Annotated in this window: 14 protein-coding genes; 7 read left to right on the forward strand and 7 right to left on the reverse strand. The window is 69.8% G+C overall.

Features of this window, described 5'->3' with window-relative positions; translation table 11 throughout:
- Positions 1 to 59 precede the first annotated feature (59 nt).
- From OED52_RS20515 to OED52_RS20525, 3 genes are read left to right on the forward strand one after another with little or no spacing between them, the layout of a single operon-like run.
- The gene (locus OED52_RS20515; RefSeq protein ID WP_264152653.1) at positions 60 to 1,385 is read left to right on the forward strand and encodes an MFS transporter; all 1,326 of its coding nucleotides are present in this window, start codon (positions 60 to 62) and stop codon (positions 1,383 to 1,385) included.
- Positions 1,386 to 1,420: 35 nt separating this feature from the next.
- A complete protein-coding gene (locus OED52_RS20520; protein WP_264152654.1) occupies positions 1,421 to 2,347 on the forward strand; it encodes a spermidine synthase in 927 nt (308 codons plus the stop codon).
- Between the two features lie 11 nt (positions 2,348 to 2,358).
- Positions 2,359 to 3,381, forward strand: a complete 1,023-nt coding sequence (locus tag OED52_RS20525) for a pirin family protein (RefSeq protein WP_264152655.1) — start codon at positions 2,359 to 2,361, stop codon at positions 3,379 to 3,381.
- Positions 3,382 to 3,432: 51 nt separating this feature from the next.
- On the opposite strand, the gene OED52_RS20530 is transcribed toward OED52_RS20525, so the two are convergent.
- The 3 genes from OED52_RS20530 to OED52_RS20540 form a co-directional block, all read right to left on the reverse strand.
- Positions 3,433 to 3,729, reverse strand: coding sequence for a putative quinol monooxygenase (locus OED52_RS20530; protein ID WP_264152656.1), 297 nt, complete (start codon positions 3,727 to 3,729; stop codon positions 3,433 to 3,435).
- A gap of 100 nt (positions 3,730 to 3,829) precedes the next feature.
- Positions 3,830 to 5,272, reverse strand: a complete 1,443-nt coding sequence (locus OED52_RS20535; protein WP_318841930.1) for a flavin-containing monooxygenase — start codon at positions 5,270 to 5,272, stop codon at positions 3,830 to 3,832.
- Positions 5,273 to 5,275: 3 nt separating this feature from the next.
- Positions 5,276 to 6,286 (reverse strand): PHP domain-containing protein, encoded by a 1,011-nt coding sequence (locus OED52_RS20540; RefSeq protein WP_413247692.1) that lies wholly within the window; start codon positions 6,284 to 6,286, stop codon positions 5,276 to 5,278.
- Positions 6,287 to 6,327: 41 nt separating this feature from the next.
- On the opposite strand from OED52_RS20540, the gene OED52_RS20545 reads away from it, so the two are divergent.
- Positions 6,328 to 7,008, forward strand: a complete 681-nt coding sequence (locus OED52_RS20545; protein ID WP_264152659.1) for a SanA/YdcF family protein — start codon at positions 6,328 to 6,330, stop codon at positions 7,006 to 7,008.
- Between the two features lie 10 nt (positions 7,009 to 7,018).
- The gene (locus OED52_RS20550) at positions 7,019 to 7,690 is read left to right on the forward strand and encodes an SDR family oxidoreductase (protein ID WP_264152660.1); all 672 of its coding nucleotides are present in this window, start codon (positions 7,019 to 7,021) and stop codon (positions 7,688 to 7,690) included.
- Between the two features lie 24 nt (positions 7,691 to 7,714).
- Here OED52_RS20550 and OED52_RS20555 read toward each other — a convergent pair whose 3' ends face one another.
- From OED52_RS20555 to OED52_RS20565, 3 genes are read right to left on the reverse strand one after another with little or no spacing between them, the layout of a single operon-like run.
- Complete coding sequence (locus tag OED52_RS20555) at positions 7,715 to 8,743, reverse strand: DUF6777 domain-containing protein (protein WP_264152661.1); 1,029 nt, start codon at positions 8,741 to 8,743, stop codon at positions 7,715 to 7,717.
- 30 nt (positions 8,744 to 8,773) lie between these two features.
- Complete coding sequence (locus OED52_RS20560) at positions 8,774 to 9,760, reverse strand: alpha/beta fold hydrolase (protein WP_264152662.1); 987 nt, start codon at positions 9,758 to 9,760, stop codon at positions 8,774 to 8,776.
- Positions 9,757 to 10,143 (reverse strand): nuclear transport factor 2 family protein, encoded by a 387-nt coding sequence (locus OED52_RS20565; RefSeq protein ID WP_264152663.1) that lies wholly within the window; start codon positions 10,141 to 10,143, stop codon positions 9,757 to 9,759. The genes OED52_RS20560 and OED52_RS20565 overlap by 4 nt, the downstream gene beginning before the upstream one ends.
- Before the next feature lie 150 nt (positions 10,144 to 10,293).
- Here OED52_RS20565 and OED52_RS20570 point away from each other — a divergent pair, with 150 nt between their 5' ends.
- Both OED52_RS20570 and OED52_RS20575 read left to right on the forward strand, forming a co-directional pair.
- Positions 10,294 to 11,235: an alpha/beta hydrolase gene (locus OED52_RS20570; protein WP_264152664.1), complete on the forward strand. Its 942-nt coding sequence runs from the start codon at positions 10,294 to 10,296 to the stop codon at positions 11,233 to 11,235.
- Positions 11,236 to 11,291: 56 nt separating this feature from the next.
- The gene (locus OED52_RS20575) at positions 11,292 to 11,819 is read left to right on the forward strand and encodes an IF2 family translation initiation factor (RefSeq protein WP_264152665.1); all 528 of its coding nucleotides are present in this window, start codon (positions 11,292 to 11,294) and stop codon (positions 11,817 to 11,819) included.
- 71 nt (positions 11,820 to 11,890) lie between these two features.
- On the opposite strand, the gene leuS is transcribed toward OED52_RS20575, so the two are convergent.
- Positions 11,891 to 14,752 carry a leucine--tRNA ligase gene (gene leuS / locus OED52_RS20580; protein WP_413247693.1) on the reverse strand — a complete coding sequence of 954 codons (2,862 nt, stop codon included), beginning with the start codon at positions 14,750 to 14,752 and terminating at the stop codon, positions 11,891 to 11,893.
- Positions 14,753 to 14,833 lie beyond the last annotated feature (81 nt).

The raw sequence follows: 14,833 nt of genomic DNA on the forward strand, positions 1-14,833 counted from the left end.
AGGCGCGGGACGTGGTTAGCGTCGCCGGGTTGCCACTGCCCGACGACCCGGATCGAGTCATGACCACGCTGACCCAGCCCACTCCCGCAGCCGGGAGCGAAACCGATCTCGAACGCCGCAAGCGTCTTCGCACTGTAGTCGCAGCGAGCCTGCTCGGCACCACCGTCGAGTGGTACGACTTCTTCCTCTACGCCACGGCCGCGAGCCTGGTGTTCAACCAGTTGTTCTTCCCCGACCAGTCCTCCTTCGTCGGGACGATGCTCGCCTTCGCGACGTTCGCCGTCGGGTTCGTGGTCCGCCCGATCGGCGGTGTCGTCTTCGGGCACATCGGCGACCGCATCGGCCGCAAGAAGACCCTCGCGCTGACGATGTTCATCATGGGCATCGCCACCGCCCTGATGGGTGTGCTGCCCACCCACGCGCAGGTGGGTGTGATCGCGCCGATCCTGCTGCTCCTGCTGCGCATCCTGCAGGGCTTCGCGCTCGGCGGGGAATGGGCCGGCGCGGTGCTGCTGTCCGTCGAGCACAGCCCGGCGCGGAAACGCGGTCTGTTCGGCAGCATCCCGCAGATAGGTCTGGCGCTGGGTCTGGCCCTGGGCACCGCGGTGTTCGCGGCCCTGCAGGTGGTCTTCGACGAAGAGCAGTTCCTGTCGTACGGGTGGCGAATCGCGTTCCTGCTCAGCCTGATCCTCGTCGTGGTCGGTTTCGTGGTGCGGCTGAAGGTGGACGAGACGCCGGCCTTCCGGGAGGTGCAGGAGCTGGCGAAGAAGTCGTCGGCGCCGCTGGTGGACGTGTTGCGTCCCGCCGTCCGCCGCAACACCGTGCTGGGTCTGCTCTCGCGCTGGGGTGAGGGTGCCGCCTTCAACACGTGGGGTGTCTTCGCCATCACCTACGCCACCCAGGAGCTGGACTTCGAGAAGGTGCCGGTGCTGCTGGTCGTCACCCTCGCCGCGCTCGTCATGGCGGCGCTGCTGCCGGCCTCGGGTCTGCTGGTGGACCGCTACGGCGCCAAGCGGATCTACACGCTCGGCATCGCGGCCTACGGCCTGTGCGTCTATCCTGCCTTCGCGTTGTTCGGCACGAACGACCTGTTCTGGTTCGGTGCGGGCCTGGTGCTGGTCTTCGGCATCGTCCATGCGCTGTTCTACGGGGCGCAGGGCACCCTCTACGCGAGCCTGTATCCCGCGGAGATCCGCTACACGGGCCTGTCGGTGGTGTACCAGTTCTCGGGCATCTACGCGTCGGGTATCACCCCGCTGATCCTCACCGCGCTCATCGCAGCGGCAGGCGGCAGCCCGTGGCTCGCCTGCGGCTACCTCGTCGCCACCTCGGTGATCAGCGTCATCGCGACCTCCCTGATGCGCGAGCGGGACCTCCACCTCTGACACGGAGCCCGAGCCCGGGGACTAGGCTCGTCCCCATGGGCAGGCAACGAGGTGGCCGGGCCGCGTCGTCGCCGCGCCGACAGAAGACGGGTGCGTCGAGCGGACCCGTCGCGGGGATCTACGACATCGACACGGGCACGTGCGAGCTTCTCGAGGACGACTACCTGCCCGACGGCTGGGTTCTCGAGATCAACGGTGTCCCGAGCTCCCACATCGACCTGAACGACCCCACACTTCTCGAGTTCGAGTACATGCGGTGGATCGCGATGCTCGTCGAGAGCAGGTTCGCGTCCGACTCCCGACTGCGCGCCCTCCATCTCGGGGGCGGGGCCTGCACGATGGCCCGTTACTTCGCCGCGACCTTCCCGGAGGCACGGCAGGTCGTGGTGGAGATCGACGGGCGTCTCGCCGAGCTGGTGCGGCACTGGTTCGACCTGCCGCGGGCGCCGCGGCTGCGGATCCGGGTGGGGGAGGCGAGGCAGGTGCTCACCTCGCTGTCCGACGGCACCCGCGACGTGATCGTGCGCGACGTGTTCGCCTACGACCGCACCCCGATCGCGCTGACGACGGTGCAGTTCACCCGGCACGCGCACCGGGTGCTCGCCCCGGGCGGGGTCTACGTCGTCAACTGCGGGGACTTCCGTGATCTGGCGACCGCACGCCGCGAAGCCACCACCATCGGTTCGGTCTTCGCGCACACCGCGCTGATCGCCGATCCGGCGATGATCAAGGGCCGGCGCTACGGCAACATCGTGCTCGCCGGCAGCGACGCCCCGCTCGGCGACTCGCCCGCCCTGGCCCGCGACCTGCTCGGCGGTGCGGTACCCGCGAAGATCCTCGTCGACGACGAGGTGCAGCGCTTCGCCGCCGGGGCGCCCGTGCTCGACGACAGCGAGGCCCCACCTCCGCCGACCCCGAAGGCACCGGCCCCGAAGGGTGGAACAAACACCGCGGAGGAGTAGTTGAAGGGGCCATGACCTCCGCAGCCACTCCGGTCCTGCAGGTGTTCCGGCTCGGCACACCCTGGCAGACGATCGATCCGTTCCTGTTCGTCGTCCACCACGTCGACGCGTATCCGGCGGGCAACGACGAACTCGGTCCCGCCGCTTCCCTCGAAGGCCGCCCGCTCGGCCAGGATTTCGGTAATCCCTCGGGCTGGAGCATGTATCACGGCACCACCGTCCCCGGTTTCCCCGGACACCCGCACCGCGGGTTCGAGACGGTGACGTTCGTGCGGCGCGGGTTCGTCGACCACTCCGACTCGGTGGGCGCGGCCGCACGGTTCGGTGAGGGCGACACGCAGTGGCTCACCGCCGGGAACGGCATCGTGCACAGCGAGATGTTCCCGCTGCTGAACCAGGACGCGGACAACCCCCTCGAACTGTTCCAGATCTGGCTGAACCTGCCCGCGGAGTCGAAGACCGCCGACCCGCACTTCTCCATGCTGTGGAACGAGGAGACGCCCACCGTCACGGTGGAGGAGGACGGGCGCACCGTCTCCGTCCGTGTCCTCGCCGGCCGGCTGGGTGATGCGACTCCGCCTCCGCCGCCGCCGAACTCGTGGGCGTCGCGTCCCGACACCGACGTCGCGATCTGGAACATCGACCTGTCGGCCGGCGCCGAGTGGACGGTCCCACCCGCCTCCGTCGACGGAACGCAGCGAGTGCTGTACGTGTACAACGGATCTCTGGTTCAGGTCGGTGATCGGCCGGTCGAGTCCGGTCACGGTGTCGTCGTCGACGCGTCGAGTCCGGTGCCACTGGTCGCCGGCGAGTCCGGTACGCAGATCCTGCTGCTGCAGGGCCGGCCCATCGGCGAACCCGTCGCGTCGTACGGTCCGTTCGTCCTCAACGACGAGGAGGGCATCCGGCAGGCCTTCGAGGACTACCGCCGCACCGGCTTCGGTGGGTGGCCGTGGGACAGCGACGGTCCCGTCCACGACCGCGAGGCGGGCCGGTTCGCGAAGCACCCCGACGGTCGCATCGAGAAGCGTTGATCGGATGAGCAGATCCTGTCGATCTCCCGCGAGATCCTCGACAGGATCTGCTCACTCACGTCCGCCGGGTCCCGGCACATCGGCGACGTGGTACTCGGCCACCGCCATCGAGCGGATCATGCCCGTCTGTTCCTCGTCGGGACCGCTGCCACGGAAGGACTCGAGGTCGGCCTGCGAGTCCCAGCGCTCGTAGACGTAGATGCGGTCGGGTTCGACCGGGTCGGCGGTCACGGCGAAGTCGAGGCAGCCCGGCGCGCGGCGGGCTGCCTTCACGACGTCCGCGCAGGTCGCCAGGTAGGCATCGCGGCGGTCGGGGTCGACGGTAAGATGTCCTGCGACGATGATCATGCGTCCCCCTTGTCGTGCACGAGAACATCGAGTGCGCACATGTTGTCGAGTTCTTCCGACATCCTCGACGACGAGTGCACGGTCGCTCACGACGGTACCGCTACCGCGCGAACTCCATCGACTCGTCGATCCGCCCGAACCGCATGGTGGGCAGGTCGAGGAAGTAGTTCTGCCGCATCAGCCACGGGCTGCGCGAACCCTGCTTGGGCAGGATGCCCTCCGCACGATGGATGTAGCCGGAGTCGAGTCCGAGCAGGGGGCGGGTGCGGCCGTCACCGGAGTAGACGGGCGTCGCAGAGCGGTAGCCGTGGCGGCTCATGTGCCGCAGCAGGCGGCACACGTACTGCGACGCCAGGTCGGCACGCAGCGTCCACGACGCGTTCGTGTAGCCGAGGCACAGCGCGACGTTGGGAAGGCCGGCGAGCATCGTGCCGCGGTAGATGAACCGCTGCGACAGGTCGACCTTCTCGCCGTCGACGGAGAACTCGATCCCACCGGCCGGAAGCAGTTTCAGTCCGGTTGCGGGAACGAGGATCTCGGCTTCGATCTCGCGCCCCGACCGGAGCCGGACGCTCTTCTCGGTGACGGTGTCGATGTGGTCGGTGACGATCTCGGCCCTGCCGACGCGCAACGCGCGGAACAGGTCGGAATCGGGGACCACGCACAGGCGCTGGTCCCACGGGTCGTAGCGCGGCGAGAAGTGCGGATCGACCGGCACGTGGCCACGCAGACGCCGCTCGGTGAGGGTGCGCAGCACGCGTCGCGCGGCCGCGGGGAAGCGCTGGCAGAACTGGTAGAAGCCGAGGTTCACCACGACGTTCTTCGCCCGTACCGCGCGGTGCGCCACCCCGTCGGGCAGGGCGCGCCGGATGCGGGTGGCGACGGGGTCGCGGGCGGGCAGCGACATCACGTAGGTGGGGGAGCGCTGCAGCATCGTCACGTGTTCGGCCTTCTCCGCGAGCGCCGGCACGAGGGTGACGGCGGTGGCGCCGCTGCCGATCACCACGATCTTCCTGCCCTCGTAGTCGAGGTCCTCGGGCCAGAACTGCGGGTGCACGACCGTCCCGGCGAAGTCCTGCAGGCCGGGGATCTCGGGAAGGTGACCGGATTCGTAGCTGTAGTAGCCGCTGCACAGGTACAGGAACGAGCAGGAGATCTCGACGGTGCCGTCCGTGGTGGTGGCACGCACCGTCCAGCGGGCGTCCACAGAGGACCAGGATGCGTCGATCACCTTGTGCCCGAACCTGATCCGATCGTCTATGCCGTACTCGGCGGCGGTGTCGCGGATGTACTGCAGGATGTCCGCGCCGTCGGCGATGGACTTCTCGCCCCGCCACGGGCGGAACGGGAACCCGAGGGTGTACATGTCGCTGTCGGAACGGATCCCGGGATAGCGGAACAGATCCCAGGTTCCACCGATCGCGTCGCGGCTCTCGAGGATGACGTAGTCGAGTTCGGGACACCGGGTCTGCAGACGGCATCCGGCGCCGATGCCGGACAGTCCGGCCCCGACGATCAGCACATCGACCCGTTCCATGCGCAGCTCCTACCTGTCGGTCCATGTCAGCAGGTCGTCGACCGGCCACGTGTTGATCACCCGGTCGGGGTCGACGCCCCGTTCGACGGCGCGTTCGCAACCGTACCCGAGCCAGTCGAGCTGACCCGGGGCGTGCGCGTCCGTGTCGATCGCGAACAGACACCCCGTCTCCAGCGCGAGATCGATGAGCCGGGACGGCGGATCGCGACGCTCCGGGCGGCAGTTGATCTCGACGGCGGTGTCGTGGTCACGGCACGCGGCGAACACCTTCTCGGCGTCGAACTTCGACTCGGGCCGGGTGCCGCGCCCACCGGCGACGAGCCGGCCCGTGCAGTGCCCGAGGACGTCGACGTGCGGGTCGGACACGGCGCGCACCATGCGTCGCGTCATCGCCGACCGGTCGGCGCGCAGGTTCGAGTGCACACTGGCGACGACGATGTCGAGGTCGGCGAGCAGCCCCTCGTCCTGGTCGAGGGTGCCGTCGTCGAGGATGTCGACCTCGATGCCGGTGAGGATCCGCGCGCCGTCGGTGCTGTCGTTGATCTCGGCGACGAGGGCGAGCTGGGTGCGCAGCCGTTCGGCGCTCAGTCCGTTCGCGACCGTCAGGCGAGGGGAGTGGTCGGTGAGCGCGAGGTAGTCGTGTCCGAGCATCGTCGAGGCGGTGTGCTGCATCTCCTCGACCGGGCTGCCGCCGTCGGACCAGTCGGAGTGGGTGTGCAGGTCGCCGCGCAGCGCGTCGAGCAACTCCTGTGCGCCGCGGCCGATGGGTTCGGCCTCCTCCCGCAGCTGTGCGAGGTAGGCGGGGACACTGTCGTAGGACTCGCGGATGACGGTCGCGGTCTTCTTCCCGATCCCGGGCAGGTCGGTCCACGCGTCGGTGCGGCGCAGGATCTCGCGTTTCGCGTCGTCGACTCCGGCGAGCACCTTCGCCGCGCGCCGGTAGGCCTGCACGCGAAAGGAGTCGGCGTGCTCGCGTTCGAGCCGGAACGCGACCTCGCGGAGGGCGTCGACCGGGTCCACGTCCTCCATTGTGACCGCCGGGTCTCCGTAACCTGGGACTCATGCGCAAATCCGTCTGTCTGCTGCCCACCCTCGGCGTGGTGGCCGCGTTCGTCTTCGTGTCGACGCGGGTGTCGGCGCGGGCGACCGGCCTGATGTACGAGGTGGACGACGCCCCGGCGGTGCCGGTGGTGATCGTGCCCGGCGCGCGGGTGCGCGACGGCCGTCCGATGCGCATGCTGCGACGCCGCCTGGAGGTGGCGGTCGCGCTGATGCGGGACGGGCGCGCGCAGGCCGTCCTCGTCTCGGGGGACGCGAACGGCACCTCCGGCGACGAGATCGCAGCCATGATCGGGTTCCTCGTCGAGCACGGGGTGAGCCGGGAGCGGATCGTCGCCGACCCCTACGGGCTCGACACCTACGACACCGCCCGCCGCGCCGTGGACACCTACGGGGTGCGGCGCGCGGCGATCGCGACGCAGGCGTTCCACCTGCCGCGCGCGGTGGCGTTGTGCCGGCGCGTCGGTATCGAGGTCGTGGGGATCCGGGCGGTGAACGACGTCCGGCTGCGCACGCGGCTGCGGAATCTCGCCCGCGAGTTCGTGCTGTCGCGGCCGAAGGCGTTCCTCGAACTGCACTTCCCGCGCGACCCGCAGGTGACGACCCCGCCCGACGACCGGCTGGCGGAGATCCTCGCGGGTCTCGAGCACGGTGCGGTGGCTGCCGGTCCGTCGGGTTCCTAGGCTCGTCACCATGCGTCCCACAGCTCTCGTCACCGGTGGCGGTCGCGGTCTCGGTGCCGCCATCGCCCGCGAACTCGCCCCCACCCACGATCTGCTCCTCGGCGGCCGCCGACGGGAATCGCTCGACGCGATCCTCGAGGAACTGCCCGACGCCACCCCGTGGCCGGTGGATCTGCTCGACCACGACGCGGTGGCGCGGGCCGTGGAGGGCATCGACCGGCTGGACGTGCTCGTCCACAACGCGGGGGTCGCCGAGCTGGGGACCGTCGCGGAGAGCGACCCGGCGCAGTGGCGCGACACCTTCGAGGCCAACGTCGTGTCGGTGGTGGCGTTGACGCGGCTGCTGCTCCCCGCGCTGCGCGCGGCGAACGGGCACGTGGTGCTCATCAATTCGGGTTCCGGTCTGAACGCCCGCGCCGGCTGGGGTTCCTATGCGGCGAGCAAGTTCGCGTTGCGGGCGTTCGGCGACGTGCTGCGGCAGGAGGAGCCCGCCCTGCGTGTCACCTCCGTCCATCCCGGACGTATCGACACCGACATGCAGCGCGCGATCGTCGCGGCCGAGGGACGCGAGTACGACGCGTCGCAGTTCCTGTCGCCCGGCACGGTGGCGCGGGCGGTCCGGCAGGCGGTGGAGACCCCCGCGGATGCGCACCCGACGGAGATCGTCCTCCGGCCCCGCTGACGCGTCTCGGAAGCCGACCGCGCCTCAGAAGGGGAGCGGGATCACCACCGGTGGTCCGCCCGGGATCTGGATCTGGATCTGCGGTGGGGGCGGAGCAGGCGCCGGTGCCGGGGCGGGCGCCGCAGGCGGCGGAACGGGTGCCGCCGGTACCGGTTCCGGGACCACGGGTTCCGGGGCCGGAGGCGGTGGCGGTGGTTCGGGTGCGGGCGGCGGCGGGGGAGCGGCGGCCGCCTCCGGTGCCGGGATGCTGCGCTGCTGCTGGGGTGCGGGCACGGCGGGTGCCTGCGTCTGCGGTGCGGGCGGCGGCGTGGTCGGGGCGGTCTCGGCGAGTGCCTCGCCGACGGGGACGGGGACCATGGCGCCGGTGGTGATGTCCACGACCCGCAGTTCGCGCACGGCTGCCGCGGCGGGCTGGACGACGAGTTGCCGCCCGGTGTCGAGGCCGGGCCACTTGGGGCCGTCGAATTCGTCGCGGGCGGTGAAGACCGGCGCGGTGAGCGGGTTGCCGCGGACGCAGCGCACGCGGGGGACACCGAGGTCGTCGACGAGGACGATGGTGCCGCGTTCGAGGAGGGACTGGACGGGCCGGGCCTCGCCGTCGCTGTATTCGTACATGGTCACGCGGGTGTCGCCGCGGAGCAGGACCGGGGCGAGGGTGTCGGTGTAGCCGCGGATGTCGGCCACCTTCAGCACGTCGCGCCAGGCCTCCGCCTTGGCGGGGTCCTCCTCGAGGTGGGTGACGAGTGCGCTTCGGTCGCACAGCGGCCGGTCGAGGCTGCCGCCGTAGAGCGCCTCGCGGTCACCGGTCACCGCGGGGGAGCCGGAATGCACCGGGTCGCCCGGCCCCTCGACGACCTCCGGTGGGGGCGGCGGGACGGCGACCGGTACCTGGGCGGGCACGAGGCGGGGTGTCCACGGGTCGTTCTGCGCGGTGGCGACCTGGAGGCGGACGACGGTCGGGGTGTCGACGGCGTCATCGGACGAGCAGGCACTCGCCACCAGTGCCGTCAGTGCGAGTGCCAGACCGAATCCACGAATCGTGTCGCTGGCCACGGGGTCATCGTAAGTGGATGTCCCGCACCGTTATGGCTGTTCCGCAGTTCTTTTCGTGGGCAGGACGTCGGCGGTGAAGGGCAGCAGGAGGCCGTTCAGCGCGGCGCTGCGTTCCATCTGCACGAAATGCCCCACCCCCTCGAGGAGGTGCACACCCCGCAGATCGGGGACGGTTTCGCGCATGCGGTCGAGCGCCGCCGACCCGGACATCGCGACCACCGGATCCCGGTCGCCCGCCACGAACATCGTGGGTACCTGCAGGTGCGAGCCCTCGTAGGGGAGCGTCGCCTCCCAGTTCGCGTCGTAGGCCCGGTACCAGGACAGGCCCCCGCCGAAGCCGGTGCGCGCGAACTCGGCGGTGTACCGGTCGAGTTCCTGCTCGGTCAGCCAGTTCCACGGCAGGTCCGGTGCCTCGGGCAGCACATCGAGGTAGCCACGTCCCTCGGACGGGTGCTGCCACACGTCGAGGTATCGGTAGCCGCCCGAGAGCGCGAAGAACAACCGCTGCAGGAATTCGCGGGGCCGGCCGTCCAGTTCCGCCTCCGCGATCCCCGGTTCCTGGAAGTAGTGCAGGTGCAGGAAGTGCCTGCGGGCGAGGGCGCGGAAGAGTTCGCTCGGCCGCGCCGGCATCCGGTCGGGGGAATAGGGCACCGCGAGCAGGACGACCCCGGCGACGCGGTCGGGATGCCGCAACCCGGTGGTCCACGCGACGGGCGCCCCGAAGTCGTGGCCGACGATCACGGCGCGGTCGACGCCGAGTGCGTCGAGCAGGCGGACGAGCCGGTCGGCGACCGCGACGCTCGTGTACTCCTCGATCGTTTCCGGCCGGTCGGTGCCGCCGTAGCCCGGCATGTCGGGGGCGATCGCCCGGTAGCCGGCGGCGACGAGCGGTGGGATCTGGTGCCGGTAGCTGTAGCCGAGGCCGGGGAAGCCGTGGCACATCACCACCGCGGGTCCGTCCCCGCGATCGTGAATGTTCCACGTGAAACCATCGACCTCGACGGCGCGGGTCGTCATCGCGAGACCGACACCGTGACCATGTCCTCCTGGCTCCAGTAGGCCTTCATGCTGGTGATGCGCGCGTCGTCGTCGAAGGTCATCACGTCGACCACCTCCATGAGCAGGTCCTGTTCGCCGAGGTGCGTGACCAGGCGGAACAGGAAGGCGGCGGAGTTCTCCGCGATCTTGAGGGTGAGCACCTCACCGGTCTGGGCGAGTGGTTCGACGGCGCCGTAGAACTCGCGCAGCTCGGCCTCGGTGGTACGGACCGGGGTGCCCACGGGGTCCTCGACCGTCGCGCCCGGGGCGTAGAGGGCGAGCACGTCGTCGACGGTGCCGGTCGCCACCGCCTTCACGTATCCCTCGACGGTGGCGCGGATCGCGTCCCTGCTCGGTGCCATGGCGGTACCCCTTCGCTCGACCATGATTGAAACACGTTCCATTTCGACGCTAGTGGACGATCCGCGCGGCCGCACCCGCGATTCCCGCTCCCGGACGACGCAGGAGGGGGGACGATGGCAGCGATCACCACGACAAGCAGGGGAGCATCGATGTCCGAACCTGTCGCCTTCACCCTCGACGGCCATGCCGGCGCCCTCGCCGCACGGAAGTGGGGCCGGGGCACGCCGCGTTACCTCGCCCTGCTGTGTCACGGCTACGGCGAACACTCCGGCCGGTACGAATACGTCGCCTCCCGCCTGGTCGCCGACGGCGCCGTCGTCTACGCGATGGACCACGTGGGGCACGGGCTCAGCGACGGTGAACGGGTCCTGATCGACGACTTCGAGAGGGTGGTCGAGGACTTCCGCCTCCTCGATCTGACCGCCCGCCGCGACGATCCCGCCACCCCCGTCGTCCTCGTCGGCCACTCGATGGGCGGGATGATCGCCGCCCGCTACGCCCAGCGCTACGGCTCCGAACTCACCGCGGTGGTGCTGTCCGGACCGGTGCTCGGCCGCTGGGCCGCCGTCGACGCTCTGCTCGCGGCGGAGGAGATCCCGGACACCCCGATCGACCCGTCGACGCTCTCCCGGGACCCGGAGGTGGGCCGGGCCTACGTCGAGGACGCCCTGGTCTGGCACGGCCCGTTCAAGCGGCCCACCGTGCAGGCGCTGAAGAAATGCCTGGAGACGATCACCGAGGCCGGGCCGATCGACTCGGTGCCGGTGCTGTGGCTGCACGGCGAGGACGACCGGTTGGTGCCGCTCGACGGGACGGCCTCCGGATGGGAGACGCTCGCGGGCCCGGACTCGTCGTCGAAGATCTACCCGCAGGCGCGGCACGAGATCTTCAACGAGATCGACCGGGACCGGGTCCTCGACGACGTCGTGGACTTCGTCGGCGCCCACCTTCCCCGCCTCGCGGCTCCCGAGGAGCAGGCTCCGCGCGGAGAGCGAGGAGCGGACCCCGCTCGGGATCGAGGAGCGGACCCCGCTCGGGATCGAGGAGCGGACCCCGCTCGGGATCGAGGAGCGGACCCCGCTCGGGATTGAAAACCGCCGCCCGCGGTTACCCCGCACAGAGCCTCACAGAATCGGGAGACACGCCCATGAACCTGACCACTCTGCCGAAGAGTGTCCTGCGGCTGCAGTACAAGATCGCTCGGTTTCCCCTCGGGTTCATCGAGCAGCAGCTGCGTTTCCTGCCTGCCGACGCGCCGCCGCGCCTGATGTACGAGCGGGGACTCGGCATGCTCGACGGCATCGTCGGCAGCGTCCTCGACGACCCCGCGATCGCGACCCGCGGCGCCCTGATCACCGAGCAGGCCGACGCCGTGCGGCGTGCCGAGAAGATCGGCGCACAGGCCACCGCGGAGCGGGAGGCGCGCCACGCCGAGGAGGAGAAGACCCCGCCCGCGAAGGTCGCGCCCGAGAGGATCGCGCCCGCGAAGGCCGCTCCCTCGAAGGTCGAGCCGAAGAAGCCGGCACCGCAGAAGTCCGAGCAGACCGAGGAGCCGGAGAAGATCTCGCTCAAGGACGCCGTCGCCAAACAGCTCGAGGCGAAGGAAGCGGAGGAGCGCGCTCACGACGCGGGCGACGTCGCCGAGTTCGAGAAGATCGAGCACAAGCATCCCTGACCCACGCGAGGCCGTGAGACGACGAGACCCCGGTGCCGGGATCGGCACCGGGGTCTCGTGCGTACGGGTCGCTACTTGACGATGTTGATCATCTTGCCGGGCACCACGATCACCTTGCGGGGTGCGGCACCGCCGAGCAGTTCGACGATCTTCTCGTCGGCGAGCGCGGCGGCCTCGATGGCGTCCGGGGCGGCGTCGGCCGGCACGGTGACGCGGCTGCGGACCTTGCCGTTGACCTGGATCGGGTACTCGACGCTGTCCTCGACGAGCCACTTCTCGTCGGCCACCGGGAACGGGCCGTGGGCGAGCGACTCGGTGTGGCCGAGACGCGACCACAGTTCCTCGGCGAGGTGCGGCGCCACCGGAGCGAGCATCAGCACGAGCGGCTCGACGGCGCTGCGCGGCGCACCCGACGAGTAGTTCTTCGTCAGGTGGTTGGTGTACTCGATGAGCTTCGCGATCGCCGTGTTGTCACGCAGGTGCGCGAAGTCGTCGGACACACCGGCGACCGTCCTGTTCAGCGTGCGCAGGGTGTCGTCGCTCGGGGTGTCCTCGGTGACGCGCAGGTCGCCGTTCTCCTCGTCGACCACGAGACGCCACACGCGCTGCAGGAAGCGCTGCGCACCGACGACGTCCTTGGTCGCCCACGGACGCGACTGGTCGAGCGGGCCCATCGACATCTCGTAGACGCGGAGGGTGTCGGCGCCGTAGTCGTCGCAGATCTGGTCCGGGCCGACGGAGTTCTTCAGGGACTTGCCCATCTTCCCGTACTCGCGGTTGACCTCCTGCTCACCGTCCGGGCCGGTCCAGAAGAACTTGCCGTCGCGCTCGACGACCTCGTCGGCGGGGACGTACACACCGCGTGCGTCGGTGTAGGCGTAGGCCTGGATGTAGCCCTGGTTGAACAGGCGGCGGTACGGCTCCGAGGAGGTGACGTAGCCGAGGTCGAAGAGCACCTTGTGCCAGAACCGCGCGTACAGCAGGTGCAGCACCGCGTGCTCGACACCGCCGACGTACAGGTCGACACCACCCGGATCGTTCGGGCCGTGCACATCCGGCCGCGGACCGGTCCAGTAGGCCTCGTTCTCCTTGTCGCAGAACGCATCCGAGTTGGTCGGGTCGATATAGCGCAACTGGTACCAGGAGCTGCCGGCCCACTGCGGCATGACGTTCGTGTCGCGCGTGTAGCGCTTGAGGCCGTCACCGAGATCGAGCTCGACGTTCACCCAATCGGTGGCCTTCGCCAACGGCGGCGACGGCTCGGAGTCGGAGTCGTCGGGGTCGAAGGAGACCGGCGCGTAGTCCTCGACCTCCGGAAGCTCCACGGGCAGAGCGGACTCCGGAAGGGCGTGGGCGTGCCCCTGCTCGTCGTAGACGATCGGGAAGGGCTCACCCCAGTAGCGCTGACGCGCGAACAGCCAGTCGCGCAGCTTGTACTGGATGGTGCCGCGGCCGGTGCCCTCCTCCTCGAGCTTCGCGACGATGGTCTTCTTCGCCGCCGCGACGTCGAGACCGTCGAGCAGGCCGGAGTTCACCAGCACACCGTCGCCGGTGTAGGCCTCCTCGGTGATGTCGCCGCCGGAGATGACCTCCTTGATCGGCAGGCCGAAGGCGGTCGCGAACTCCCAGTCGCGCTGGTCGTGGGCGGGCACGGCCATGATCGCACCGGTGCCGTAGCCGGTGAGGACGTAGTCGGCGATGAAGATCGGCAGCTGCTCACCGTTGACCGGGTTCACGGCGTAGGCGCCGAGGAACACACCGGTCTTCTCCTTCGACTCCTGCCGCTCGAGATCGGACTTGGCGGCGATCGACGCACGGTAGGCGGCGACGGCCTCCGCGGGGGTCGCGGCACCGCCGGTCCAGCGCTCGTCCACACCCTCCGGCCACGCCGCGCCGACGATCCGGTCGACGAGTTCGTGCTCGGGAGCGAGGGTGACGTAGGTGGCACCGAAGAGGGTGTCGGGGCGGGTGGTGAACACCTCGATGACGGACGAATCATCGTTCGCCACACCGAACTTCACCTGGGCGCCGTGCGACCGACCGATCCAGTTGCGCTGCATCGACTTGACCTTGTCGGGCCAGTCCAGGTACTCGAGATCGTCGATGAGACGGTCGGCGTAGGCGGTGATCCGCATCATCCACTGACGCAGGTTCTTCCGGAAGACCGGGAAGTTGCCGCGCTCCGAACGACCCTCGGCGGTGACCTCCTCGTTGGCGAGGACGGTGCCCAGTCCGGGGCACCAGTTCACCAGCGAATCCGACCGGTACACCAGGCGGTACGAGTCGACGACCGCGGCGCGCTCGGCGTCGGTCAGCGAAGCCCAGTCGCGGCCGTCCTCGAGGGTGCGGGTGCCGTCGGCGAACTCGGCCTCGAGTTCGGAGATGCGGCGGGCCCGGCCGGCCTCGCGGTCGTACCAGGCGTTGTAGATGGTCAGGAAGATCCACTGGGTCCAGCGGTAGAAGTCGACGTCGGTCGTCGCGACGGAACGGCGCTCGTCGTGGCCGAGGCCGAGGCGGCCCAGCTGCCGCTTCATGTTCGCGATGTTGGCCTCGGTGGTCGTGCGCGGGTGCGTACCCGTCTGCACGGCGTACTGCTCGGCCGGCAGACCGAAGGCGTCGTAGCCGAGGGTGTGCAGCACGTTTCGGCCCTGCATACGGTGGAACCGCGCGTACACGTCGGTGGCGATGTAGCCGAGGGGATGGCCGACGTGCAGACCCGAACCCGAGGGGTAGGGGAACATGTCCTGCACGAACAGCTTGTCGGCGGGGACGTCGCCGGCGAGGTCGCCCACCGGATTGGGGGCGTGGAAGGTGCCGTGGTCGTGCCAGAACTCCTGCCAGCGCTGCTCGATCTGCCCCGCGAGTTCGGCGGTGTACCGATGCTGAGGGGTGCTGCCGGGATCCTGCTGGGATGTCTGTACGGGACGGGTCACGGTGATCACTATCTACTCGGCCGGGCGTTTGAGTGCTCCCACCAGGGTAGAACGTGCCCTCACCCGCCCGGACCGGTGGCA

Origin of the sequence: Rhodococcus sp. Z13 (genome assembly GCF_025837095.1) — a bacterium.
GTDB lineage: Bacteria > Actinomycetota > Actinomycetes > Mycobacteriales > Mycobacteriaceae > Rhodococcus > Rhodococcus sacchari.